This is a genomic window from Streptomyces sp. NRRL B-3229 (assembly GCF_000719505.1).
GTDB lineage: Bacteria > Actinomycetota > Actinomycetes > Streptomycetales > Streptomycetaceae > Streptomyces > Streptomyces griseorubiginosus.
Genome location: NZ_JOGP01000038.1, coordinates 1 through 24691, shown reverse-complemented (window position 1 = coordinate 24691; position 24691 = coordinate 1). Strand labels below are relative to the sequence as shown.

Genomic DNA, 24691 nt, shown 5'->3' with positions numbered 1-24691 from the left:
TGTTTTCCCTGGGTTCTCGAGGCGTTTTCCGGAAACGGCGGGCGTCGGAAACTCTGTTGCACCGCCACCCCAGCATCACCCACGATTCCCGCATGAGCACGACGGGGGAGACCGCACGGCGTGCGGTCATGGCGTCCACGGGGGTGGCGCCATGAGCGCACGGCTGCGCGGTCTCGCGCAGGAGACGGAACAGATCGTCGCGGCGGGACGCTACCGGGCGCCGGACGGGCGCGAGGTGCTCCTCGCCGAGGACATCGAGGCGGCGCGGGCGGGGACGCGGATGTTCGGCCCTGGGCCGGTGGAGGTGCCGCAGTTCGCTCCGGCGGCGGGCTTCGCTCCCGCGGACACGATTTTCGAGGTCACGGGGGAGAGCAGTCTGGAGGCGGCGCGCCGGTTGGGCGAGGCCGGTCCGGGAACGGGCCGCCGGCCGGGCGAGAGCCGTCCGGAGGCGGTCCGCCCGTCCGGCGAGGCCTCCGCCGGTCGGCCTGTCGGCCGGCCCACCGGGGGCGTGGCGGTGCTGAACTTCGCCTCGGCCCGCAACCCGGGCGGCGGCTTCCTCAACGGTGCCCAGGCCCAGGAGGAAGCCCTGTGCCGGGCCTCCGCGCTGTACACCTGCCTGCTCCGGGCCCGCGAGTTCTACGACCACCACCGCGCCCACCGCGACCCGTTCTACACGGACCGGGTCGTCCACTCGCCTGCCGTGCCCGTGTTCCGGGACGACCGCGGCCGTCTGCTGGACTCGGTACACCTCGTGGGCTTCCTGACGGCGGCCGCCCCGAACGCAGGGGTGGTGCGGCGGACGGCACCCGAGCGGGTGGCCGAGCTGCCGCGGGCCCTCGCGGTGCGTGCCGAGCAGGTGCTGTCGGTCGCCGTCGCCCTGGGCTATCGGCGCCTGGTGCTGGGGGCCTGGGGCTGCGGGGTGTTCCAGAACGACCCCGCGCAGGTGGCGGGGGCGTTCCGGACTCTGCTCGCCCCGGGCGGCCGGTTCGCGGGGGCCTTCGAGCACGTGGTGTTCGGGGTCCTCGACCGCACCCCGGGTGCGGTGGCGCGGGCGGCGTTCGTACAGGCGTTCGCCGAGCAGCAGCCGGCGCGGAGCTGACCGTCAGGTCCAGCCGTACCGCTCGTGCAGCCGCTGCCTGACCAGGTTGAAGCGGCCCCGGTCCAGGGCGCAGGCCTCTCGGCGCATGCCCTCCTCGTGCAGGCGCAGGACGCGGTCGACGGCCACCCAGGAGTCCCGCCCGGTGCGGTCCCAGGGGCCGCTGCCGATGGCGACCCACTCCCGGTCGCCGTCATGCCGCTTGCTCGACAGCTGGACGGCGAGCACGGTGCCGGCCGCCTCGCGGGCGACCACGAGCACGGGCCGGTCCTTGCCGCGGCCGTCGTTCTCCTCGAAGGGCACCCAGGTCCACACGATCTCCCCGGGGTCCGGGTCGCCGTCGTGCGCGGGGGAGTACTCGGTGCGCACCGAGCCGACCTCGCGCGGGTCGGCCTCGGTGGTGGCGGTGGCGCCGAAGCGGCCGGGGACGTTCTCATCGGTAGACGCAGTCACGTGAGGAACCTTATGACGTGCGGGGTCGCAGGAGCAGCGCGGCCGGTCCAACGAGCGAGGCGGGGCCGCGGTCTGCTTCGTACGGCGGGGGATGGTGCCGTCGAACCGCTCCCGGGGAGCGTCGTCAACGGCGGCGGTCCGGGGCCCTTTTGTCCGAAGGCCCCGGACCGCCTGTCCGTGAGTTCCGGTCCAGGAGCCGTACCTTGCTCCTGGACCGGAACCTGCCGTTACTCCTGAACCGGTACCTTCTGCGCGGGCGGTGCGGCGACGCCGTTCAGCGAAGTGCCGTTGACCTGCTGCCCGTTCTGGTTCATCGACGCCAGCAGCTGACGGGCCAGACCCAGCCCCGTACCGCCCATGGTGAGCGCCTTGGCGAACATGTCCGCCATGCCGTCGGCGCCGTTGAGCACCACCATGTTGTCGACGTTGCCGAACGCGGACGCGCCCGCCTTGACGATCTCCGGCCAGTTCTCGGCGAGTTGCTGGGCGACGACCGCCTCCTGGTTCTCGGCGAGTGCGGCGGCACGCGCCTTGATGGCCTCCGCCTCCGCGAGACCCTTCGCCTTCGCGGCCTCAGCCTCGGCCAGACCCCTGGCCTGGGCCGCCGCGGCCTCCGCCTCACCCGTGGCCCGGGTGGACGCCGCCATGGCCGCACCGCGCGCCTTGGTCGCCTCGGCCTCGGCACCCGCCGCCGTCTTGACCCGGGTGGCCTCCGCCGCCGCGGCCAGCTCGGTCTCCCGCGCCTTGGCCTCGGCCCCGGAGATCCGCGCGTCACGCTCGGCCTCGGCGAGTGTCCGCTTCTCGTAGGCCTTGGCGTCCGCCGGCTTGCGGACGTCCGCCTGTAGCTGCTGCTCCCGCCGGTGCGCCTCGAGTTCGGCGACCCGGGTCTCCTGGACGACGACCTCCTGCCGGGCCCCGGCGTCCGCGAGCGGGCCGGCCTGGCGCGCCTTCGCGGCCGCCTTGTCCCGCTCGGCCTGGTAGCCGGCCTGGAGGATCTCGCTGTCCCGGGTGGCCTCCGCCATCCGAGCGAACGACTGCTGCTCGGCCTCGGTGGCCAGCCGGTTCGCCTCCGCCTGCGCGATACGGGCATCGCGCTGGACGGCCGCCGCGTGCGGCATCGCCAGGTTCTGGATGTACCCGGTCGGGTCCTCGATCTCATGGATCTGAAGGGAGTCGACGATGAGCCCCAGCTTCTCCATCTCCGTGCCGCAGGCGGCCCGGGTCTGCCCGGTGAGCTTCTCCCGGTCGCGGATCATGTCCTCGACGGTCAACCCGCCGACGATGGACCGCAGATGACCGGCGAACACGTTGTGCACCCGCTCCGACATCAGCTTCTGCTGGTCGAGGAAGCGCCGCCCCGCGTTGGCGATCGACACGAAGTCGTCGCCGACCTTGAAGATGACCACGCCCCGCACCTTGAGCGGAATGCCCTGGTGGGTCACGCAGTCCACATGCAGTTCGGTCTCGTTCAGGTCGAGCGAGAGCTTGCGCACCGCCTGGACACCGGGCAGCACCAGCGTGCCGCGCCCGGTGACGATGCGGAATCCCATGCCCGCCTCGAGGCCCTCGGTCTTGTGGTTGGAGCCCGAGATGATCAGTGCCTCGTTGGGTTCCGCGACACGCCACATCAGTTTGAACAGACCGATCACAGCGGCGATGGCCGCAACGGCCACCCCCGCAACGACGCCGACAACCATCGGCATACGCCCCCTTTTGATGGTGCCCTTTCGGCACCGAACGAAGGGAGTGTGCGCCTGTTGGAGGCCAGGGTGAAGACGCTGGGGATTCCTTGTCGAAACCTTGATACAAACGCTTCTCACCTGCGCATTGGCAGGCTCAACTGTCGTAGGCGGGCTGTACGTAGACCGTCCTCGGGGGCAGGTGCTCCACCACCATCACCACGGTGCCCCGCTCGATCCGCTCGGTGCCGGTGGCGGGGTAGGCGAGGAAGTGCTCGGCGCCGCCCCGCACCCGGACGATCACCTCGCCGACGAGCCCCGGCCCGACCGTCCCCGTGACCCGCCCCATGAGCCCGACCATCGACGCATCGTCCATGGCCACAGGGTACGGGCGGGCGCCGTCACGCGGCGGGTGAATCCACCGTCGCCCACTCGGGCGGCCACACCTCGTGCCAGCGCAGCTCCGCCTCCAACTGCCCCGCGAGCGACAGCAGAAGCGGCTCGCTGTTCGCCGGCCCGAGCAGCTGCGCCCCGACGGGCAGCCCGTCCCCGACGAACCCGGCGGGGACATTGACCCCGGGCCAGCCCAGCACGTTCCACGGCCACGCGTAGGGGCAGGCCGCGATCATCGCCCGGTCGGTGGCCAGCCCGCCCAGCTCCAGCATCGCCCCGACGCGGGGCGGGGGAGCGGCGGTGGTCGGGGCGAGGACGACGTCGTACGACGTGAAGAAGCCGCCGATACGGCGGTGCAGGACCGCCTCCGAGTGCCGCGCCGCCCGGAGCGGCACCCCGCCGAGCAGCCCGCCCAGCCGGGCCGCCTCCCGGGTGCGGCGGTCGAGGAGCGCGGGGAAGGGCGCCTCCCGCACCCGCTCGGCGATCCCGGCCGTGGCGCGCGGCACGAAGGTGAGCCCGATCTGCCCGTACGGCGGATCGGCCTCCTCGACGGTGTGCCCCAACGCGGCAAGCTTCTCGGCGAGTTCGAGGACTCGCGCCCGTACATCCGGGCGGAGCCGGGCGGGCAGAGCGGTGAACGGCGGCTTCAGGGCGAGCGCGATGCGCAGCCGTCCGGGGTCGCGGCCGACCGCCGCGCAGGCGTCGACGGCGGGCGGCCGGTGCGGGTCCAGGGGGTGGTTGCCGCTCGCGGCGTCGAGGAGCAGGGCCGCGTCGGCGACCGTGCGGGCGAGCGTGCCGTTGACGGTGATGCCCTGGAAGGACTCGCCGCGCGGCCAGGTGGAGACGCGGCCGCGCTGCGGCTTGATGCCGACCAGGTGGGTCCAGGAGGCGGGGATGCGGACCGAACCGGCCCCGTCGGAGCCCAGGGCGACCGGCACCAGACCGGCGGCCACGGCGGCGGCGGAGCCGCCGGAGGAGCCGCCCGGGGTGTGTTCGGGGCTCCATGGGTTGCGGGTCGCGCCGAAGGCGGGGCCCTCGGTGAACGGCCACTGCCCGAACTCGCAGGTGTTGGTCTTGCCGACGATCACAGCACCGGCCGCGCGCAGCCGCCGTACCGCCTCACCGTCGCGGGCGACCGCGGGGAACTCGCCCCGGCAGCCGAAAGCGGTCGGTTCGCCCGCCACGTCCATGTCGTCCTTGACCGCGACGGGCACTCCGAGCAGCGGTTTGCGCACGCCGGCGGCGAGATCCCGGTCCGCCGCCTCGGCCTCGGCCAGGGCGGCCTCGGTCCGTACGAGCCGGAAGGCGTTGAGGGTGTCCTGGGAGGCGTCGATGCGTGCCAGGGTCCGTTCGACTAGGGACACGGAGGTGAGGCCGCCGTCGGCCAGCGCCCGGGCGGTCTCCGCCAGCCCGGCGGAACGCTCGTACCTCATACGGGACACCTCCGGGCTCCAGGACGGGCGGACGCCGTCTACCGAACGGTAACGTCGGAAAGCGCTTCGCCGGAACGGGGGTTGTGCGCAACAGGGGTTACTCAGGGGATTGACGTGTTCTGGTCAGGCTCTTACCGTCTGACCGACTTCCCGAACTCTGTTCGGGATACCGGACAGCGGCGTCGCATCCTTGTGCGGCGTCGCGTCCTTGCTCAAGGGAGAGCCGCCCGTGACCACACGTCCCCCCACGCCGTCCCGCCGCACCCTGCTCCGCGCGATGGCCGCCCTGCCCGCCTCGGCCGTCCTGGTGGGCGAACTGCCCGGCGAGGCCCTCGCCGCCGCCCCGCCCAGCGGCTCCGCCACCCGCTACACGATCGTGCCGTTCCTCAACAGCAACGACGGCACGGTGAACGTCTACCAGTCCGACGACGCCACCGACTTCCGGCTGCTCAAGTCCTCCGCCTACACGCCGCCGAGCAACAGGATCCGCGACGCGAGCGTCCTCAAGCACACCGACGGCTCCTACTACCTCACCTACACCACCCACACCTGGCAGGACGTCAGCACCACCATCGGCTTCGCCCGCAGCTCCGACCGGGCCAACTGGACCTTCCTGTACGACTACACCGTCCCGATCGCCAACCTGTCCCGCGCCTGGGCGCCGGAGTGGTTCGTCGACAGCGACGGCAGTGTGAACGTCATCGTGTCCTGCTCGCTCACCAGCGACGAGTGGATCTTCACGCCGTACCGGCTCAGGGCGACGAACTCGGCCCTGACGGCCTGGAGTTCACCGGTGGCTCTGTCCGGCCTCGGCGCCAACCACATCGACACGTACCTCGTGAAGTCCGGCTCGACCTATCACGCGTTCACGAAGAACGAGACGACGAAGTACATCGAGTACGCCACGGCGTCCTCCCTCGACGGCCCCTACACGATCTCCAGAACCGGCGACTGGGCGGGCTGGGGCAGCTACCGCGAGGGCCCGTCGGTGATCCAGCTCGACAACGGCGGCTGGCGGATCTTCTTCGACGGCTACGGCGACGGCAGCTACTACTACAGCGACAGCTACGACACCTTCGCCACCTGGTCGGCCCCGACGGCACTGCCGGTGATCTCGGGCACGGCCCGCCACTTCACGGTGGTCAAGGAGACGGTGGCCGGGGGCCCTTCGCTGGCCAGGAACGTGACGCGCTCCTTCCGGTCGGCCAACTACACCACCCGCTACTGGCAGAACCAGTCCTCCCTGCTCAACCTCCCGGTGGTGACCGGCTCCAGCACATCCGCCGAGAAGACGGCGTCCACCTTCACCGTGGTCGCGGGACTCGCCGACCCGAGCGGCTGCTCCTTCCGCGACTCGTCCGGCAACTACCTCCGCCACCGGGACTTCCGCGCCCGCTTCGACGCCCACGACGGCACCTCGACCTTCGCCAAGGACGCGACGTTCATCGCCCGCACGGGCACGTCGTCGGGCTCGATCCGCTGGGAGGCGTACAACCACCCCGGCCGCTACCTGCGCCACTACGACTATCAACTCCGGGTGGACCGGACGGACGGGACGGAGCTCTTCCGGCAGGACAGTTCGTTCGTGCCGGTGACTGCCTGGGGCTGAGCAGCACGGCCGCCGCTGCTGGATCTCTCGCATCCGGTCCCGGCTCCCGGGCCCTGGGTGATGTCGGCGCAGCTGCCCTACGGAGCCGGGCTGATGTCGCCGTTGGTGTTCATGTCGAAGACGCCGTTGGACTTGCCGTCGACCTTCAGGTGCTTGAGCCAGTGCTTCGAGAGGTTGTGCACGTTGTTGTGCTGTATCTCCCACACCACGGAATGGCCTGCGCAGTCCAGTTTGACCATCAGCTTGTGGCCGCCGGCGATGGCGTTGTAGAGCGCGGGGACCGAGAAGTTGAGTTCCGGATCCTCGCTCGACGTGTTCGCCTGCCTGTCGTACTCCCCGTACGCGATGAGGACCGGCACGCGGTCGCCGAGGACGATGTCCTGCGCCGCGGTGGTCTTGTTCCAGCCCCACCGGACGAAGTTTCTGATGCGATTGCGCCCTTCACCGACCGGCCCCCAGGTGCTGCCCACGGGATCACTTTCCATGATCGCGTCCCACGCTTTGTCCTGCATCTCTTCTTCGCGCTGCCCCTCGCAGTGCACCTCGTTGCCCCACCCGTTCCAGGTTCCTGCTTTCGTGCTCACGAACGTCGGGAAGCCGGGCTGCGGCAACGGGTCGGGGGCGTTCGACGTGCCCTCGGGCGGGAAGATGGGCGCCAGCAGGAACAGGCTCGACACCTTGCCCGGGTTCTTGACCGCGTACGGCCCCATCGTGAACGCGGCCGCGGACCAACCGATGAAGGCGACCTTCTCCACCCCGCGCTCGCGGATGATCCAGTCCACGACGGCGTTCAGGTCGTCCCGGTCGCTGATCGAGTTGGTCAGCTGGAACGGATAGTTCGGCGGGCCCGGCGTGAAACCCGGAGGCCGCGGCTTCAGAAGGTTCTGCTGGGCGGGGTTGACGTTACGAGGGTCGTCCATCTTCGGCCGCGGTGACAGCCCCGAGCCCTGGAGATCCATCATGAAGACGTCGTAACCGGCCCTGGCCAGCGCGTCGGCCCAGCTGTAGGACTTGAAATCGAGATCGAAGCCCGCGAGCACCGGAACGCTGCGGCCGTGGAGCATCAGGACGGCCGTGCGCTCGTCGAGGTGGCCGAGGGACGTGCCGTCGCGCTCGCGCACGAACAGTTCGACGACCTGGCCCATGTTCGCGGGGACGGTGGACTCGTGGGGTACCCGGAGGTTGTTCACGATGACGGGCATGAGGATCCTCCCAGATCAGTGGATCTTCGTGGACAGGGGTGTGCCGGTGCACCGGCCGAGGGGCTGCGGAGCCGCCCGGGCAGGTGCGGTCACCCGGCGGAGCAGAGACCGTCCGTCGGGCAGAACATGGCCCACACGGCGTTGTAGCCGGACCGCACGGTCAGCGAGGCCGGGTCGGGGCCGCCGTTGACGGCTGAACCCGGGTCGGGCGTCGCGGTGAAGGTGACGGTCGTGCCGACCGGGAAGCTCGCCGAGCACGGGCCGGTGGAGTTCGGCGGCGGTTCTTCGGAGCTGTACGGGTCCCAGGCGGTCGTGTGGCAACTGATCCCGGCTGGTCGGCTGGTGACCGTGCCGCCGCCCCAGCCGTCGATCCACGCGTACACGGTGCTCGACTGGGTCGCCTGGAGAACCTGGGCGGGCTGCGCCCCGACCGGGGCGGCGGTCGCGAGCGCGGCCGCGGCGGCGAGCGAGGCGGCGGCCAGGACGGCACGGGTTCTCGACGTCTTTCTCATCGGTGGCTCCTCGGTCGCTGCCTTCCGGCGTGTGCTGATGCCTCCATGCTTGACCTGGTGGGGAGCGCGGCCCATCCCTGAAATGTGGGGAATCGCGACGTACGCTCGAATCATGGCCCTCCATGCCGCCCCGTACGCGAGGTCGTACGAGCGGATCGTCCGTCTCTGTGAGGCGGGCGGCGACTCCCGGACCCTGCGCGAACGGCTCCTCGGCGAACTGCGGACCACCATCGGCTTCGACGCCTACGGCTTCCCCCTGACCGACCCCGAGACCACGGTGGGCTCCTGCCCCGTCGCCGACGTGCCGTGGTCGCCGGAACTGCCGAGGACGACCCGTCTCAGATACCTGACCTCGGCCAACCGCTGGACGACACTCGACCGCGTGGCTCTGCTCAGCCGGCTCCCCGACCCCACCGTCAGCCGCCTGTGGCGCGAGGCGCTGTGCGACTACGGCATCCGGGACATCGCCTCGCTGGTCTTCAGAGACCGCTTCGGCTGCTGGGGTCACCTCGACCTGTACCGGCGCGACCGCCCCTTCACCGCCACCGAGGCCGCCTGCCTGGCCCGCCTGACCGCTCCGGTGACGGCGGCCCTGCGTCGCGCCCAGGCCGAGACCTTCGTCGTACGACCGCCCCAGGCGCGGCTCCAGAGTCCGCTGGCCCTGCTGCTCGACCACGATCTGCGGGTACTCGCCCAGACCCCGGCCACCTCCGCCTGTCTGAGCCGACTGGTGCCACCCGGGCACGGCCGCGCGGCGATGCACGCGTGCGTGTACGACGTCGCCGCCCAGTTACTGGCCGTCGAGGCGGGCGTCGACACCCACCCCCCGCGCTCCCGGCTCCACCTCGCGGACGGCCTGTGGTTGACCCTGAGCGCCGCCCGCATCGCCGACGTGATGCCCACGGATCGCCGGCACAGCATCGCCGTCACGCTGGAGGAGACCTGCCCGGCGGAACGGCTCGCCCTCTTCGCCAGGTCCTTCGCCCTGAGCCCCCGCGAGGTGGACGTACTCCACCACCTGGCCAAGGGCGGCGACAGCCACACGGTGGCGCACCGCCTGTGCCTCTCCGAACACACCGTCCAGGACCACGTGAAGTCGATCTTCACCAAAACCACGACGAACAACCGCGTGATGCTGCTGGCGCGGGCCCTGGGCGCGTGAGGGAAGTATGGAGTTGCGAGTGGCCGCCGTTCCTCCTGACGGGCGGTCGGGAAAACGGCGTTTCTGAATTCGGCAAGAATTCCTCAGAGGTGCGGCCGTAGCTGCCTCGCTAATAGAAATTCGACGAATAGAAGCAGTGTGAACAGGCGGTATGACCGCAGTGGTCATACCGCCTTTCCTTATTCGGTCATTCCCTCGGCTTTCTTGTCGGTGCACCCCCGATATAAATTAGGTGCTAGATACACGGAAACCGCGAAGCAAGGAGTGAGGAAAGCCATGACGGACCTCGCAGACACCGTCACCGGCCCCCTGAAGGGCATCCGGGTGATCGACCTGTCGACCGTGGTGATGGGCCCCTACGCCGCCCAGATCCTCGGTGACCTGGGCGCGGACGTGGTCAAGATCGAGTCTCCGGCCGACACCGTCCGCGTGGGCCACTACCGCACCACGCCCGGCATGACCCCGCTGAACCTCAACGTCAACCGCAACAAGCGCAGCGTCTCCCTCAACCTCAAGGACGACACCGACCGCGAGCGGGCACTAGCGCTGATCGACACCGCCGACGTGCTGATCACCAACATGCGGCCCGGCGCGCTGCACCGCCTGGGCCTGTCCCATGACGACATCGCCGCCCGCAACCCCGGCCTCGTCTACGCGCACGCCCAGGGGTTCCGCGGCGACTCCGACCGCGCAGGGAACGCCGCGTACGACGAGACCGTGCAGGCCGCCTCCGGCCTCGTCGACATCGCCGACCGGGCGCTCGGCGAGCCCGTCTACCTGCCGACCATCATCGGCGACAAGGTCTCCTCGCTGACCATCGCCTACAGCGTGCTGGCCGCCCTGCTGCACCGCGGCCGCACCGGCCAGGGCCAGCTCGTCGAGATCCCCATGACGGACACGCTGATCGCGTTCAACCTGGTCGAGCACCTCGCCGGCCACACCCACGTCCCCGAGACCGGCCCCACCGGCTTCCCGCTGTCCATGCTCAAGGGCCACAAGGCGGTGCGCACCAAGGACGGCCTGGCCTGCGTCATGCCGTACAACCCGCACAACTACCGGGACTTCTTCACGGCGGCCGGACGCCCCGACCTCGCCGAGGACCCGCGGGTCAACGGGGACGCCATCGACAGCACCGACCACGAGGACCTGGCCGCGCTCCTGGCGGCCTGCGCCCCCGCGCTGACCACCGAGGAGTGGGCGGAGGTGTGCGCCAAGCACAGCATCCCGATGGCCCCGGTGCTGGAACTGGACCGCGCGCACGAGGACCCGTACGTCCGTGACGGTCATCTCCTCGACACGGTCGAGCACCCGACCGAGGGCACGGTCCGCACCATCGGGATCCCGGTGCGGTTCTCCGCCACCCCCGGCTCGATCCGCCGTCTGGCGCCAGTCGCGGGCCAGGACACCGAGGACGTCCTCGCCGAACTCGCCGCCACCGCACGCTGATCGACCCGGAAGGACCACCGCCATGAGCACTACCGCCGTGACCACCACCGCCTTGAGCACCCCCGCACCCTCCGTCGTCCGCACCGAACGCATCGACTCCACCCTGCTGATCACCCTCGACCGCCCCGAGGCCCGCAACGCCGTGAACGCCGCGGTCGCCGGCGCCCTGGCCGAAGCACTCGACATACTGGAGGCCGACCCCGCCCTGCGGGTCGGCGTCCTGACCGGCGAGGGCGGCACGTTCAGCGCGGGCATGGACCTCAAGGCCGCGCTGCGCGGCGAGTCGCCCGAGATCGAGGGCCGTGGTTTCGGCGGACTGACCGAGGCCGAACCCACCAAGCCGCTCATCGCCGCCGTGGAGGGCTTCGCCATGGGCGGCGGCTTCGAACTGGCCCTGGCCTGCGACCTGATCGTCGCCGCCGAGGACTCCCGGTTCGGCCTGCCCGAGGTCAAGCGCGGCCTGATCGCCGCGGGTGGCGGTGTCATCCGCCTGCCCAAGCGCGTCCCGCACCACCTGGCGATGGAACTGCTGCTGACCGGCGAGCCCGTCGACGGCGGCCGTGCCGGCGAACTCGGCCTGGCCAACCGGGTCACCGCCCAGGGCCAGGCCCTTCCCGAGGCCCTGCGTCTGGCCGGACAGCTCGCCGGGAACGCCCCGTTGGCGCTGGCCGCCGTCAAGCGCGTCGTCCGGGCCGCCGACGGAGCCCCCGACGCCGAGGCCTTCGCCTTCCAGCGCGGCGAGATGAAGACCCTGATGGGCTCGGACGACGTACGCGAGGGCATGACCGCCTTCGCCGAGCGCCGGCCCGCCCGGTGGACAGGGCGGTGAGGCCGGCATGCGGACCCAGGACGTACGACAGCACCTGACCACCCCCCTCACCAACCCGGCGTACCCGCCGATGGTCCCGCGGTTCACCGACCGCGAGTACCTCAACATCGTCTACCGCACCGACCCCGACGCCCTGCGCGCCGTCGTCCCCGAACCCCTGCGGATCGACGAGCCGTTGGTCCGGTTCGAGGTCATGAAGATGGGCGACGTCAGTGGATACGGCCCCTACACGGAGGCCGGCCAGGCGATCCCGGTCGGCTTCGAGGGGGAGCGGGGCGAGTACCTGCACGCCATGTACCTCGACAACTTCCCGGCCACCGCCTCCGGTCGCGAGGTCGCCGCCTATCCGAAGGTCATCGGCTCGCCGTCGCTGTACGTCGACTCCGGCGCTGTCGTCGGCACCCTCGACCACGGCAGCCTGCGGGTCGCCACCGCGACCATGGGCTACAAGCACCATGAACTGGACCGGGCCGAGGCCGAGGCGCAGATCACCGTGCCGACCTTCATGCTCAAGACGATTCCCGGTTACGACGGTCTGCCGCGCGTGCAGGAACTCGTCCGCACCCGCATCACCGACCTCACCGTCAAGGGCGCCTGGACCGGCCCCGCCCGGCTCCAGCTCTTCCAGCACGTGCTCGCCCCGCTGGCGGACCTGCCGGTTCTGGAGGTCGTCTCCGCGAGCCACATCCTCACCGACCTGACGCTCGCGGGCGTCGAGCCGGTCCACGACTACCTGAAGGGAGGCGCCTCCTCATGACCCGCCTCTTCCGTACGGCCGCCGTCATCGGTGCCGGCACCATCGGACTGTCCTGGACAGCGCTGTTCGCGGCCCACGGTCTGACCGTGCGGGTCAGCGACCCGCGCCCCGACCTCGCCGAGGCCGTGGACGAGGCCCTGGCCCGGTACACCCCGCACCTGGCCGCCCGCGGCCTGGACGTCCCCGGCCTGGCCGACCGCGTGCACCTCACTCCCGAGGTGACCGAGGCGGTCCGGGACGTGGACGTCGTACAGGAGAACGGCCCCGAGCGCGTCGAGTTCAAGAAGGACCTGTTCGCCACTCTGGCACGCGAGACGCCCGCCGACGCGCTGCTGCTCAGCTCCTCGTCGGCTGTCCCGTCGAGCGCGTTCACAGAAGGACTGTCCGACGAGGACGCCGCCCGGGTCCTGATCGGCCACCCCTTCAACCCGCCGCACCTGGTCCCGCTAGTGGAGGTCGTCCCCGGCGAGCGCAGCGGCGAGGTGGCCGTCCAGGCTGCGGTGGACTTCTACACCTCGGTCGGCCGCACCCCGGTCGTCGAGCGCAAGGAGATCCCCGGCTTCGTCGGCAACCGGCTCCAGAACGCGCTCAGCCGCGAGGCCGCGTACCTCGTCCAGCAGGGGGTCGTGACCCCCGAGGACCTCGACAAGGTCATGACCAACTCGCTGGGCCTGCGTTGGGCCACGGTCGGGCCCTTCCTCGGCGCGCACCTCGGCGGCGGACCGGGCGGCTACCGGCACCTGGTCGAGCACATCGGCACGTCCATGCAGCGGACGGGCGCGGGACTCGGCACCCCCGCCCAGCAGGAAGACGAACAAGAACGGCTCATCCGAGCCGTCGAGAAGGCCTACGGCTCCTCCACGTACTCGGAACTCTCCGAGACGCGCGACCGCAGGCAACTCGCTGTCCTGGCAGCCCTGGACAGCGCGGACAAGGAGGAGAACTGAGATGACCACCACCCACGAACCGCTCCAGGACCAGCTGGTCGCGGACTTCTACGCCTACGAGAGCCTGCTGTCCGACGACGAGCGCAAGCTCCTCCTCAAGGCCCGCGACCTCATGCGCGACCAGGTCAAGCCGCTGGTCAACGAGAACTGGGCCAAGGGCGAGTTCCCGACGGAGCTCATCGGCCTGTTCCGCGAGAGCGGCCTCGCCGGCCTGCCCTACGAGGGCTACGGCGAGTACCGCCCCGCCGTCAGCAACCTGCTCAGCGGCACCATGGCCATGGAGATGGCCCGCACCGACGCCTCCGTGTCCACCTTCTTCGGCGTCCACAACGGCCTGGCCATGTACTCGATCCACTCCGGCGGCGACCAGGAGCAGCGCGACCGCTGGCTGCCGGCGATGGCGGCGATGGACAGGATCGGCGCGTTCGCGATGACCGAGCCCCTCGGCGGCTCCGACGTCGCGGGCGGCATGCGCACCACCGCCCGGCGCGAGGGCGACACCTGGGTGCTGAACGGCGCCAAGAAGTGGATCGGCAACGCCACCTTCGCCGACTACGTCGTGGTCTGGGCACGCGACGAGGACGACAACCACGTCAAGGGCTTCGTCGTCGAGAAGGACATGCCCGGCTTCGACCCGGTGAAGATCGAGAACAAGCTCGCCTTCCGCATCGTCGAGAACGCCGAGATCACCCTGACCGACGTGCGGGTCCCGGAGGCCAACCGCCTCCAGAACATCAACTCCTTCCGCGACGTCGCCGAGATCCTGCGTGCGACCCGCGCAGGTGTCGCCTGGCAGGCCCTCGGTGTCATGGTCGGCGCCTACGAACTCGCCCTGGACTACGCCCGGGAGCGGAAGCAGTTCGGCCGCCCCATCGGAGGCTTCCAGCTCGTCCAGGACCTCCTGGTCAAGAGCCTGGGCGACATCACCGCGTCCTGGGGCATGCTCGTACAGCTCGCCCGACTCCAGGACGCCGGCATCTTCCGCGACGAACAGTCCTCGCTGGCCAAGGCGTTCGTCACCTCGCGGATGCGGGAGGTCGTCGGCTGGAGCCGCGAGATCTTCGGCGGCAACGGCATCCTCCTGGACCACGACATCCCGCGCTTCTTCGCCGACGCCGAGGCGATCTACTCCTTCGAGGGCACGCGCGAGATGAACACCCTGATCGTGGGCAAGTCGATCACAGGCCAGAGCGCGTTCGTGTGAGCGGCGAGGCCGACCCGCCGCGGGTGGGCTGAAGGGACAGTCCAGGAGCCCCGGAACCGCACGGTTCCGGGGCCCTTCCACGAGCGCCCGGCTACCGCTTTGCGACGGTGTACGTCAGGTGGGTCACCCGGGACGACGCGTCCGCGCGGGACTGGGTCAGCGTCAGCCGCTCCGCGTCGACATGCTCGAAGAGGCGGATGCCGGTGCCGAGAAGCACGGGGGCCAGGGTGACCGAGAACTCGTCGATCAGGGCACGGTCCAGGTACTGCTGAATCGTCTCGGCGCCCCCGGAGATGCGCACATCACGGTCGCCGGCCGCCTCGCGGGCCTGGAGCAGGGCGCTCTCGATGCCGTCCTCGACGAAGTGGAAGGTGGTGCCGCCCGGCCGCTCCCACGGGTCACGACCGGCGTGGGTGAGGACGAACACCGGGGTGTGGAACGGCGCCTCCTCCGGCCAGGACAGCTCGCCGGCGTCGAACATGCGCCGGCCCATGACGCTCGCACCGGTGCGCTCGTACGTCGCCCGTGCGAAGTCGTCGTCGAGGCCTTCCTCGCCGCCCTCGCCGAAGCCGAGGCTCTCCCGGAACCAGCGCAGCGGGAACACCCACGCCTGGAGCTCCGACCACTTCGCCAGCCAGCGCCGGGCCCTCGGGTCGTCGCGGCCCTCGGGCGTGAAGACGACCTCGGCGGGCACGTCCTCCGGCGCCATGAAGCCGTCCAGCGACATCGTCACGCTGAAGAACACCTTCCCGGACATCAGCTCTCCGTTCCGTGGAGGAGGTCGGCCGCGTAGGCGGCCAGGTTGCTCAAGGTCTGCTCGCCGCCCTCCACCGCGTGGTACTTCTCCACCGCCTGGTCGCGGAGTTCCCTGGTCGGAAACACGGTCCGCATCGCGATCCGGGTCCGCTCACCGGTGGACTCGAAGGTCAGGAAGGACTCGAAGGCGTCGGGGTCCGTGGCGGACTCGCCGTGCAGCAGCGCGATCCGCTGCGGCGGGACGATCTCCCGCCAGGTGATCCACTCCTGGTAGTCGGTTCCGTCCGGCCCGTGCATCACGAAGTCCCACGCACCACCCACGCGGAACTCGAACGACCGTGTCGTGGTCGTGAACCCCTCGGGTCCCCACCACCGCGACAGGTGCCGGACCTGTGTGAACGCCTCGAACACCAGCTCCCGTGGGGCGTCGATCTCCCGGGAGATCAGGATTTCGCGGTCCGCGGTCGCGGACTCACCGTCACTGCTCGTCGTCGCCATGGTCCGGTCCTTCCTGTGCTGCCCGCTTCAACTCCCGCACGTAGTCGCCCAGTCGGTCGAAGCTCTCGTTCCAGAACTGCTCGAAGCCGCCCACCCATTCGTGGATCGGCCGCAACCCGCGGGCGTCCAGGCCGTACAGCCGCTGCTTGCCGGCCTCACGGACCTTCACCAGCCCGACCTCCCGCAGCACCCGCAGATGCTTGGACGCCTGCGGCTGGGTCATCCCCAGGTCCCGTGCCAGCTCGGTCACCGGCCGCTCACCGCCCCGCAGCAGCACCAGGATGTCCCGCCGCTGCGGTTCGGCTATCGCGTTGAACGCGTCCGAGGTCGTCGCCGCTCGTGCCATGACGTCATCGTATGCCTATATCGGCATGCGTCAAGGAGGGCATCCCGTGTAGCGTCGAGGCGTAGCTGCCGGGACGCGGGAGACCCACCTTGACCACGTACGCAACGGACGTCTTCGAGCGTGACCTCACGGAGCCCTGGCAGGGGGTCCTGGCCGCCCGCGCGCGCGGCAGCAGTCGCGCCGGCGTCCTGGTCCTGGCGGGCTCCAGCGGCCGGGTGGAGCGCGATCGTGTCCTGCTCCTCGCGCGACAGGGCCTCACCGCACTGTCGATCCGCTGGTTCGGCGGGCCGGGGCAGGCTCCCGGGATCTGTGAGATCCCCCTGGAGACCTTCACCGCCGCCGTCGACCTCCTCCGGGCGAACGGCGCGGAGCGGGTCGGGGTCCTGGGCACGTCCAAGGGGGCCGAGGCGGCTCTGCTCACAGCGGTGCACGACCCGCGCGTGGACGTGGCCGTGGCCCTGTCGCCCACCTCCCGCGTCTGGTGCAACGTCGGCCCGGGCCCGGACGGAGCGACGCACCCGTACCGGTCCTCCTGGACCTGGCGCCGACAGCCCTTGCCCTTCGTGCCGTTGGACGACTCCTGGACGCCGGCCGAGCCCGACGGCGACCCCGTCGCCATCCGCGGATGGTACGAACTCAGCGAGCTCACCCACGCCGACCGGCTCGCCGCGGCGGACATCCCCGTGGAGCGCGCACGGGCCGAGCTGCTGCTCGTCGCGGGCGGCGACGACGCGATGTGGCCGTCCCTGCCCTTCGCGGAACAACTCGCCGCACGCCGCCGCGCGGCCGGCGCCGCCGTGCGCCTGATCACCCGCCCCGACGCAGGCCACCGTCCGCGACTGCCCGGCGAGGGCCCGGCGCCGGCGTCCCCGCGGTTCCGCTACGGCGGCACCCCCGAAGCCGACGCCCTCCTCGGCGCCGCCGCCTGGCCGCACCTCCTGGACCTGCTGCACGGCACCTGCGCCCAGTAGACCTACGTCACGGACGGCGTCGGGCGGTCGCCCTTGCGTCGGGTCCGCGGCGCTGCCCGGCTCCCTCTGGCTGGACGATCACCAGTACCGGCACGATCAAGGCGGGCGGCCGGCCCGCGGCAATCTGAAGGCGGCCAACCTCGTCCTCAGCGGTTCGTCGCAGGCGACGTCCACCTCGCCGAGAGGCGTCTGCGCCACGAGCCCGTGATCGACCAGCCGGCGCGGGGCCCGCCCGTGAAACGCCGCAGTCGCACCGCAGCCCCGTCTGAGGAACTTCCGCCGGTGCAGCAGGACGCGCCGGGGTGCCGCCCGGGGGTCAGGCCCGGGCGGCCGCTGTTCAGCTGATGCAGAGCAGGTTGAGCACGCACAGCCCTGCCGGATCGGTCGCCGACGACGAGGAGGCCGACGAACCCGACGTCTGCGTGGTGCCGGAACTCGTGCCGGTGTCGGTGCTCGACCCCGTGGTGGTCGTCGACGTGCCCGTGCTCGTGGACGTCGAACCGCTCGGCGCCGTGGACGACGGCGTCTGCGCCGTCGTGGAACCGGACGCGCCGGTCGTGCCGCTGCCGCTGTCGGTGCCGCCGGCCGCCGACGCGGAGACCGTGGACTGTGACTGCGAGCGCGCGGCGGTCTTCGCCGTGGGTGCGGGCGAGCCGACGGAGTCCGTGCGGACGGAGGAGCCGCCCGCGGTGGACGCCGAGCCGGCCGTGCGCCGGTGCTTGGCGATCGTCGCGGCGGGTGTGTCCGAGGTGGACCGGTGCGCGTCGCCCGCGGTCGTGCCGACGACGGAGTCGTCCGAGGTGGGCAGTTCCGAGACTCCCATGGCCCGGTTGTCCGGCGCGGTGGCCGCCTGGGCACGGGCGCCGGACCCCTGGTTCATCGCGGAGACGGTCAGGCCGCCACCGACGAGGGCGACCGCGGTCGCGACCACGGCCTTGCGCTGGTTCTTCTTCCAGCGGACCCGCTGGCGCCGCCGGGCCGCCCGGCCCTCCGTGACCACCGGCGCGTCGGACACGTCCTCGGAGGCGAGGCCGGGGTCGGTCCCGACGGCGGGCTCCTCGTGGTGGCCGGCGTCGTGCCAGGTGGGTGCTTCGTCCCAGGCCGTTGCCGCCATGCCCATCGTGTGGACGTGGCCGGGGGGAGCGATGTCGGGGGCGTAGGCGCCGCATCCGGGACACGCCAGGGCGCCGTTGAGATGCCGACGGCACGAGGAGCAGTAGTCCATCTGGTCTTCCTGAGTCGACTGCACCATCGGCCCAGTGGCCGTGGCCGGTCTCGTTCGCACGGGGGATCGAGCCGAGGTAAAAGTAGCGACGCTTTCGAAAGGCGGTGTGCAGCCTGTGTGATGCTCCTGCGTAGATCTCCGAGGGGTGCGGTGATCATGGGGCGTACCTCGCATTCGCGCTCCCTGCTTCCGCCGCACGGCACCCCGTCGACGCCCTGTCGTGGGCCTTTCTCCCAACATGCCTCCTGTCAGGCCGAGTTGGCCGCGAAGTCCGGTTGGCCGGGACGCCCCGACCGCACTCCAGCCGCTCAACCCGCGATCACCCCGAGGCCTCAACCACTCACCGCCCCCACCCCACCCGCGGCGCCTTGCCGCGCCGCCCGCGCCGCCAACGCCTCGAGGAGCAGTTCCACCGCTTCCTCGAACGACCCGTCCGCCATCCCCGGCAGCTCTCGGCGGACAGCGGTGAGCGCCGGGTACGTCAACGGGTCGAGGTCCTGGTAGACGTCCCGCCAGGCCCGCTGGTCGGCCTCCCGCTGCGGGCGGGGGAGTGCCAGGAAGGCCGCGTCCGCGGCCGCGTGGCTGAGCACCGTGTCGATGAAGGCGAGGTAGAGCCGGGCGGCGGCGGACGGTTCGAAGCCTGCGATCAGCAGCAGGCCGATGCCCATGTCCACCGCCCGGATCTCGTTCCTGCGCCGGGTCACCCGGTGCGCGGCCAGCGCGGCCGCCCGTGGATGGGCGAGGTACCCGGCGCGGACCCGCAGGGCCATCTCGCGCAGCGAGGCCACCCAGTCGTCCCCGGGCGCGAAGCCCTCCATCGCGTCGCCGATGATCCGGTCGGCGATGGCGAGGACCAGGTCGTCGGTGTCGTGGAAGTAGCGGTACAGCGCGGTCGGGTCGCAGCCGAGCGCCGCACCGAGCCGGCGCACGCTCAGTGCCTCGGGGCCGTGCTCGCCGATCAGCCGCAGCGCGGTCTGCACGATCAGCTCCTCGGACAGCAGGACTCCGGAACGGGTGGGCCGCCGACGCCGGCGCTCCGGCGGGACACGGGTGGTCATGGTCGGGACTCCTCTCGTCGCGGCCCGCACAGTGAACGGCCCCCGGCCTCCTTACGTCAACAGGGTTGACCGAATGTGGACGGTGGCGGTTCCATCACCTCACCGCGCGGCTCTTCCTCCGTCTCCCGTCCCCGAGGAGCCCTCCATGTCGTCAGCACCGCCCGTGTCCTCCCCGCCCGGAACCACGCTGCGCCGTTCCCTGGGCGTCGTCGACGGCGTAGCCCTCGCCGCCTCCAGCACCGCGGCCACCACCAGCATCGCCATCGGCATGGGCACGATCGCGACCATCGTGGGCCTCCAGGCACCAGCCCTGCTGCTCCTGGCCTTCCTGCCGGTGCTCGGCATCGCCACCGCCTACGCCCGCCTGAACCGCTCCGAGCCCAACATGGGCAACGGCTACGTCTGGGTCGGCAGATCCCTCGGCCCCTGGCCAGGCTTTCTGACCGGGTGGGTCACCCTGGTCGGCTCGATCATCTTCTGCGCCTACACCAGCGCGATCATGGGCTCGGTGGTGCTGATCTTCGCCAACAAGGCGGGCCTGCACAGCGTCGCCGGCATCGCCCTGGACCCGACGTCCACCGGTGTCACCACGGCGGTCGGCCTGGTGATCCTCGTCGGCCTGACCGTCCTCGCCGTCACCGGCATCCGGGCCGCCACCCGCTTCCAGTTCGCCCTCCTGGTCTTCGAGTACGCGGTCCTGCTGGCCTTCTGCGGCTGGGCCCTGATCACCGGCGACCACGCCTTCTCGCTCTCCTGGTTCAACCCCTTGGAGATCTCCAGCGGCAAGACCTTCGCCCAGGGCATGGTCCTCGCGGTGTTCTTCTTCTGGGGCTGGGACGCGGCCTTCAGCGTCAACGAGGAGACCAAGAGCCCCGGCGAGGCGGCCCGCGGCGGCCTCATCGCCCTGTTCGCCATGCTCGGCCTGTTCCTCTTCGCCTCGGTCGCCTTCCAGCGCGAGATGAGCCTCGCCGAGCTCGTCAAGAACGGCCCCCAGGCCCTCCCGTACCTCGGCGCGAAACTTGCCTCCGAACCCTGGGCCACCCTGCCCGTGGTCGCGCTGATGTTCTCCGCCGTCGCCTCCGTGCAGGCCACCCTGATCCCCACCGCCCGCGGGCTGTTCGCCATGAGCCGTGACCGCACCATGGGACCGCTGTGGACCCGCATCCACCCCCGCTACGGCACCCCAGCCGCCGGCACCGCCGTCGTGATGGCCATCGCGGCGGTGATCGCCCTGCTCGCCGTCGCCATCCCCAAGCTCAGCGACATGCTGCTGGCCGCCGTCAACGCCATCGGTCTGATCGTCGCGCTCTACTACGGCCTCACCGCGCTCGCCTGCGCCGTCCGCTTCCGCGCCGCCCGCCACGAGGGCGCCCGGGAGGCCCTGCTCGCCATCGGCGTACCCGCCGTGTCCGGCCTGATCCTGCTCGGCCTCGGCGGCTACCTCGCCTACTCGTACCTGACCATGAGCGACCACTTCGCCCTCAGCCCGGACAACGGCTGGTTCATGTTCTCGCTGCCCGCCGCGATCGTCCTCGCCGGCCTCGGCATGGCCGCGGTCGCCAAGTACGCGCGCCACTCCCCGTACTTCACCACCGGACGCGGCACCGACGCCGACGCCCTGACCCTGCCGATGGACCGCACGGCGGTCTGACCCCCACTGGAGCCACACCCATGTCACCCACCGCGGACCTCGTCCTGACCGGCGGTCCCGTGCACACCGTCGATCCCGCCCGCAGCCGAGCCACCTCCGTGGCCGTACGCAACGGGCGGATCGCCGCCGTCGGTCACGACGAGGTGCGCGAGCTGATCGGCCCGCGCACCGAAGTCGTGGACCTGAAAGGCAGGTTGCTGCTCCCCGGCTTCCAGGACGCGCACGTCCACCCGCAGGGCGCCGGGCTCGAACTCGGCCTGTGCCACCTCGCCGACACCACCGACCCCGCCGAGTACCTGCGCCGGATCAAGGAGTACGCCGACCGGAACCCCGACGCCGAGTGGATCACCGGCGGCGGCTGGTCCCTCGAGGCGTTCCCCGGCGGCGCCCCCACCGCCGAGGCCCTCGACGCGATCGTCCCCGACCGCCCCGTCTTCCTGCCCAACCGCGACCACCACGGCGCCTGGGTCAACAGCCGCGCCCTGGAACGCGCCGGCATCGACGCCCGCACCCCCGACCCCGCCGACGGCCGCATCGAACGCGACGCCGACGGGAACCCCACCGGAATGCTCCAGGAGGGCGCCGTCCACCTGGTGGGCAAGCTGGTCCCGGACCCCACCCCCGAGGACCAACTCGCCGCGCTGCTGCGAGCGCAGGCGGTGCTGCACTCGTACGGAGTCACCGCCTGGCAGGACGCCATCGTGGGTGCGTACGCCAACATGGCCGATCCGGCGCCCAGTTACCTCGCCGCCCTCGATCAGGGCCTGCTCACCGCCCGAGTGGTCGGCGCCCTGTGGTGGGACCGCGAGCGCGGCGCCGAGCAGATCCCCGAACTCATCGCCCGCCGCGAGGAGTTGCACCGGGGCCGGTTCCGGGCCGGCACCGTGAAGGTCATGCAGGACGGCATCGCCGAGAACCACACCGCCGCGATGCTCACCCCCTATCTGACCGGCTGCGGCTGCTCCTCCGACAACAGCGGTATCAGCTTCGTGGACCCCGGCGAGCTGAAGAAGTACGTCACCGAACTCGACGCGTCCGGCTTCCAGGTCCACTTCCACGCGCTCGGCGACCGCGCGGTGCGCGAGGCCCTCGACGCCGTGGAGTCCGCCCGCACGGCCAACGGGTGGCGGGACACCCGCCACCACCTGGCCCACCTCCAGGTCGTGCACCCGCAGGACGTCCCCCGCTTCCGTGCCCTGGGCGCGAGCGCCAACCTCCAGATGCTGTGGGCCGCCCACGAACCCCAGATGGACGAACTGACCCTGCCTTTCCTGGGCGCGGAACGCGGCGCACGCCAGTACCCCTTCGGCGACCTGCTGCGGGCCGGCGCCACCCTGGCCGCCGGCAGCGACTGGCCGGTCAGCAGCCCCGACCCCTTCCAGGCCATCCACGTCGCCGTCAACCGCGTCTCCCCGGGTGCCCCCGAGGGCACTCCGGAGTTCCTCCCCGGCCAGCGCCTCGACCTCGGCACCGCCCTCGCCGCGTACACGGCGGGCAGCGCCCACGTGAACCACCTCGACGACATCACCGGCAGCATCACCGCCGGAAAGTCGGCCGATCTCGTCGTACTCGACCGGGATCCCTTCGCGGGCCCGCCCGAGGAGATCGCCGCCACCCGGGTCCTCGAGACCTTCGTCGAGGGACGGCGGGTGCACACGGCCGACGACGCCTGAAACCGCCGTACACCCGGACGGGGCGGCTGATTCGGACACGGGTCGACGGGGCACAGGAGTAGCTGGTCCGGAACCGTCGACCCGAGGAACGTCATGGCACCCCACACCCCCCAGGTCCGCGGAGCGGCCCTGCTCGCCGATCCCCTCCTCAACAAGGGCACCGCCTTCACCCCCGACGAGCGGGCCGCACTCGGCCTGGACGGGTTGCTGCCACCGGCGACCGAGACCCTCGACGAGCAGGCCGACCGGGCCTACCACGCGTTCCTCGGCTACGACAACCCGCTCCACCGGCACATCTACCTGCGCCAGCTCCAGGACACCAACGAGGTGCTCTTCTACGGTCTGCTCACCCGGCACCTGGAGGAGATGCTGCCGGTCGTCTACACCCCCACGGTCGGTGAGGCCTGCCGCAGGTTCAGCGAGATCTACCGCAGGCCCCGCGGACTGTTCCTGACCTACGAGGACCGGCACCGCTTCCGCGAGATCCTGCGCAACCGGCCCGGCGGCGAGGTCGATGTCATCGTCGTCACCGACGGGCAGCGCATCCTCGGCCTCGGCGACCAGGGCGTCGGCGGCATGGGCATCCCCATCGGCAAGCTCAGCCTCTACACCGCCATCGGCGGCATCCGCCCCGCCCGCACCCTCCCGATCCTCCTCGACGTCGGCACCGACAACGACGAGCTGCTGGCCAACGAGCACTACCTGGGCCGCCGGCAGCACCGGGTGACCGGCCAGGAGTACGACGAGATGATCGAGGCGTTCGTCTCCGCCGTGGAGGCCGAACTCCCCGGCACGCTGCTCCAGTGGGAGGACTTCGCGACCGCCCACGCCCGCCCGATCCTCACCCGCTACCAGGACCGCCTGCTCACCTTCAACGACGACATCCAGGGCACCGCCGCCGTGGCACTGGGCGCGCTGACCACCGCCACCAAGGTCGCCGGGACCGCCCTCACCGACCACCGCATCGTCGTCCTCGGCGCGGGCTCCGCGGCGATCGGCGTCGCCGACATGATCCGCGCCGCGCTCGTGGAGGAGGGCCTGTCCGAGCAGGAGGCGGCCGACCGGTTCTGGTTCGTCGACATCGACGGCCCCCTGGTGCGCTCCCGCACCGACCTCACCCCCGAGCAGCGGACCTACGCCCGCGACGACGAGGAGGTACGGCAGTGGGGCGGGGACACCCCCGACCTCGCCCGGGTCGTCCGCGAGGTGGAACCGACGGTGCTGATCGGGCTGTCCACGGCACACGGCGCCTTCACCGAGGACATCGTGCGGACCATGGCCGGCGCCTGCGACCGGCCGGTGATCCTGCCGCTGTCCAACCCGACCTCGAACGCCGAGGCCGACCCCGCCGACCTCGCCCGCTGGACCGACGGCCGGGCCCTGATCGCCGCGGGATCGCCCTTCCCGCCGCTGAAGGTGGACGGCCGCGAGGTCCCGGTCGCGCAGGCCAACAACGTGTACGTCTTCCCCGCCGTCGGCCTCGCGGTGACCGCGAGCCGGGCCACCCGGGTCACCGACCGCATGATGGTCGCCGCGGCCCGCGCCCTGGGCGACTGCGCGGTCCGGGCGGGCTCCGACGGCGCCACCCCGCTGCTGCCGCCGCTGGCGAGCATGCGGGACGCGGCCCGGGACATCGCGCTCGCCGTGGCCCTCACGGCCGTCGAGGACGGCGTCGCCCCCGAGGCCGGCGAGGAGCAGCTGCGAGAAGCGATCGCGACGACCCAGTGGACACCGCGGTACGGGTCCTGACCCCGGGACCCCTAGGCGCGCCCGCCGCCCGCCGCCCGCCGC

The 24691-nt window shown here is 71.4% G+C and carries 23 protein-coding genes; 12 read left to right on the top strand and 11 right to left on the bottom strand.

The genetic code is table 11. The features are described from left to right. Positions 1 to 151: 151 nt before the first annotated feature. Positions 152 to 1099, top strand: coding sequence for a TIGR02452 family protein (locus tag IF54_RS0136950; protein ID WP_030326978.1), 948 nt, complete (start codon positions 152 to 154; stop codon positions 1097 to 1099). 3 nt (positions 1100 to 1102) lie between these two features. On the opposite strand, the gene IF54_RS0136945 is transcribed toward IF54_RS0136950, so the two are convergent. From IF54_RS0136945 to IF54_RS0136930, 4 genes are all read right to left on the bottom strand, one after another. Further along, positions 1103 to 1549, bottom strand: coding sequence for a type II toxin-antitoxin system PemK/MazF family toxin (locus IF54_RS0136945; protein ID WP_030326977.1), 447 nt, complete (start codon positions 1547 to 1549; stop codon positions 1103 to 1105). Positions 1550 to 1776: 227 nt separating this feature from the next. Then, positions 1777 to 3252, bottom strand: a complete 1476-nt coding sequence (locus tag IF54_RS0136940) for an SPFH domain-containing protein (RefSeq protein WP_030326975.1) — start codon at positions 3250 to 3252, stop codon at positions 1777 to 1779. A gap of 133 nt (positions 3253 to 3385) precedes the next feature. Continuing rightward, positions 3386 to 3604: a hypothetical protein gene (locus tag IF54_RS0136935; RefSeq protein ID WP_028809216.1), complete on the bottom strand. Its 219-nt coding sequence runs from the start codon at positions 3602 to 3604 to the stop codon at positions 3386 to 3388. A gap of 25 nt (positions 3605 to 3629) precedes the next feature. Further along, the gene (locus IF54_RS0136930; RefSeq protein ID WP_030326972.1) at positions 3630 to 5054 is read right to left on the bottom strand and encodes an amidase; all 1425 of its coding nucleotides are present in this window, start codon (positions 5052 to 5054) and stop codon (positions 3630 to 3632) included. 229 nt (positions 5055 to 5283) lie between these two features. On the opposite strand from IF54_RS0136930, the gene IF54_RS0136925 reads away from it, so the two are divergent. Then, positions 5284 to 6663, top strand: a complete 1380-nt coding sequence (locus IF54_RS0136925) for a glycoside hydrolase family 43 protein (protein ID WP_030326970.1) — start codon at positions 5284 to 5286, stop codon at positions 6661 to 6663. Positions 6664 to 6740: 77 nt separating this feature from the next. Here IF54_RS0136925 and IF54_RS0136920 read toward each other — a convergent pair whose 3' ends face one another. Further along, complete coding sequence (locus IF54_RS0136920; RefSeq protein ID WP_037821114.1) at positions 6741 to 7784, bottom strand: alpha/beta fold hydrolase; 1044 nt, start codon at positions 7782 to 7784, stop codon at positions 6741 to 6743. 170 nt (positions 7785 to 7954) lie between these two features. Further along, a complete protein-coding gene (locus IF54_RS0136915) occupies positions 7955 to 8377 on the bottom strand; it encodes a hypothetical protein (RefSeq protein ID WP_030326968.1) in 423 nt (140 codons plus the stop codon). A 112-nt stretch (positions 8378 to 8489) separates the two neighbouring features. On the opposite strand from IF54_RS0136915, the gene IF54_RS0136910 reads away from it, so the two are divergent. The 6 genes from IF54_RS0136910 to IF54_RS0136885 all read left to right on the top strand — a co-directional run bounded on the left by IF54_RS0136910 (position 8490) and on the right by IF54_RS0136885 (position 14722). Next, a complete protein-coding gene (locus tag IF54_RS0136910) occupies positions 8490 to 9539 on the top strand; it encodes a response regulator transcription factor (protein WP_030326966.1) in 1050 nt (349 codons plus the stop codon). A 276-nt stretch (positions 9540 to 9815) separates the two neighbouring features. Further along, a complete protein-coding gene (locus IF54_RS0136905; RefSeq protein ID WP_030326964.1) occupies positions 9816 to 10985 on the top strand; it encodes a CaiB/BaiF CoA transferase family protein in 1170 nt (389 codons plus the stop codon). 52 nt (positions 10986 to 11037) lie between these two features. Beyond that, entirely contained in the window at positions 11038 to 11814 is a 777-nt protein-coding gene (locus IF54_RS0136900) for a crotonase/enoyl-CoA hydratase family protein (RefSeq protein WP_030326960.1), read from the top strand. A 7-nt stretch (positions 11815 to 11821) separates the two neighbouring features. After that, positions 11822 to 12571 carry an acetoacetate decarboxylase gene (locus tag IF54_RS0136895; protein ID WP_030326958.1) on the top strand — a complete coding sequence of 250 codons (750 nt, stop codon included), beginning with the start codon at positions 11822 to 11824 and terminating at the stop codon, positions 12569 to 12571. After that, a complete protein-coding gene (locus IF54_RS0136890) occupies positions 12568 to 13518 on the top strand; it encodes a 3-hydroxyacyl-CoA dehydrogenase NAD-binding domain-containing protein (RefSeq protein ID WP_030326956.1) in 951 nt (316 codons plus the stop codon). Before IF54_RS0136895 ends, IF54_RS0136890 begins: the two co-directional genes overlap by 4 nt. A 1-nt stretch (position 13519) precedes the next feature. Beyond that, positions 13520 to 14722: an acyl-CoA dehydrogenase family protein gene (locus IF54_RS0136885; RefSeq protein WP_030326954.1), complete on the top strand. Its 1203-nt coding sequence runs from the start codon at positions 13520 to 13522 to the stop codon at positions 14720 to 14722. Positions 14723 to 14813: 91 nt separating this feature from the next. On the opposite strand, the gene IF54_RS0136880 is transcribed toward IF54_RS0136885, so the two are convergent. The 3 genes from IF54_RS0136880 to IF54_RS0136870 are packed head-to-tail and all read right to left on the bottom strand — an operon-like array spanning position 14814 to position 16322. Next, positions 14814 to 15479 (bottom strand): dihydrofolate reductase family protein, encoded by a 666-nt coding sequence (locus IF54_RS0136880; protein WP_030326953.1) that lies wholly within the window; start codon positions 15477 to 15479, stop codon positions 14814 to 14816. Continuing rightward, the gene (locus tag IF54_RS0136875) at positions 15479 to 15976 is read right to left on the bottom strand and encodes an SRPBCC family protein (RefSeq protein WP_030326952.1); all 498 of its coding nucleotides are present in this window, start codon (positions 15974 to 15976) and stop codon (positions 15479 to 15481) included. The genes IF54_RS0136880 and IF54_RS0136875 overlap by 1 nt, the downstream gene beginning before the upstream one ends. Then, positions 15957 to 16322: an ArsR/SmtB family transcription factor gene (locus IF54_RS0136870; protein WP_030326951.1), complete on the bottom strand. Its 366-nt coding sequence runs from the start codon at positions 16320 to 16322 to the stop codon at positions 15957 to 15959. The genes IF54_RS0136875 and IF54_RS0136870 overlap by 20 nt, the downstream gene beginning before the upstream one ends. 89 nt (positions 16323 to 16411) lie before the next feature. Between IF54_RS0136870 and IF54_RS0136865 the strand changes: the two genes are divergently transcribed. Continuing rightward, positions 16412 to 17293 (top strand): acyl-CoA thioester hydrolase/BAAT C-terminal domain-containing protein, encoded by an 882-nt coding sequence (locus IF54_RS0136865; protein WP_030326950.1) that lies wholly within the window; start codon positions 16412 to 16414, stop codon positions 17291 to 17293. 337 nt (positions 17294 to 17630) lie between these two features. On the opposite strand, the gene IF54_RS42860 is transcribed toward IF54_RS0136865, so the two are convergent. Both IF54_RS42860 and IF54_RS0136855 read right to left on the bottom strand, forming a co-directional pair. Beyond that, positions 17631 to 18545: an SCO2400 family protein gene (locus IF54_RS42860; protein WP_159002285.1), complete on the bottom strand. Its 915-nt coding sequence runs from the start codon at positions 18543 to 18545 to the stop codon at positions 17631 to 17633. A 305-nt stretch (positions 18546 to 18850) separates the two neighbouring features. Beyond that, entirely contained in the window at positions 18851 to 19576 is a 726-nt protein-coding gene (locus IF54_RS0136855; RefSeq protein WP_030326947.1) for a TetR/AcrR family transcriptional regulator, read from the bottom strand. A gap of 145 nt (positions 19577 to 19721) precedes the next feature. Between IF54_RS0136855 and IF54_RS0136850 the strand changes: the two genes are divergently transcribed. The 3 genes from IF54_RS0136850 (at position 19722) to IF54_RS0136840 (ending at position 24649) form a co-directional block, all read left to right on the top strand. Continuing rightward, a complete protein-coding gene (locus tag IF54_RS0136850) occupies positions 19722 to 21227 on the top strand; it encodes an APC family permease (protein WP_030326944.1) in 1506 nt (501 codons plus the stop codon). Positions 21228 to 21247: 20 nt separating this feature from the next. Beyond that, entirely contained in the window at positions 21248 to 22900 is a 1653-nt protein-coding gene (locus IF54_RS0136845; RefSeq protein ID WP_030326943.1) for an amidohydrolase, read from the top strand. 93 nt (positions 22901 to 22993) lie between these two features. Continuing rightward, entirely contained in the window at positions 22994 to 24649 is a 1656-nt protein-coding gene (locus tag IF54_RS0136840) for an NAD-dependent malic enzyme (protein WP_030326941.1), read from the top strand. Positions 24650 to 24691: the final 42 nt, after the last annotated feature.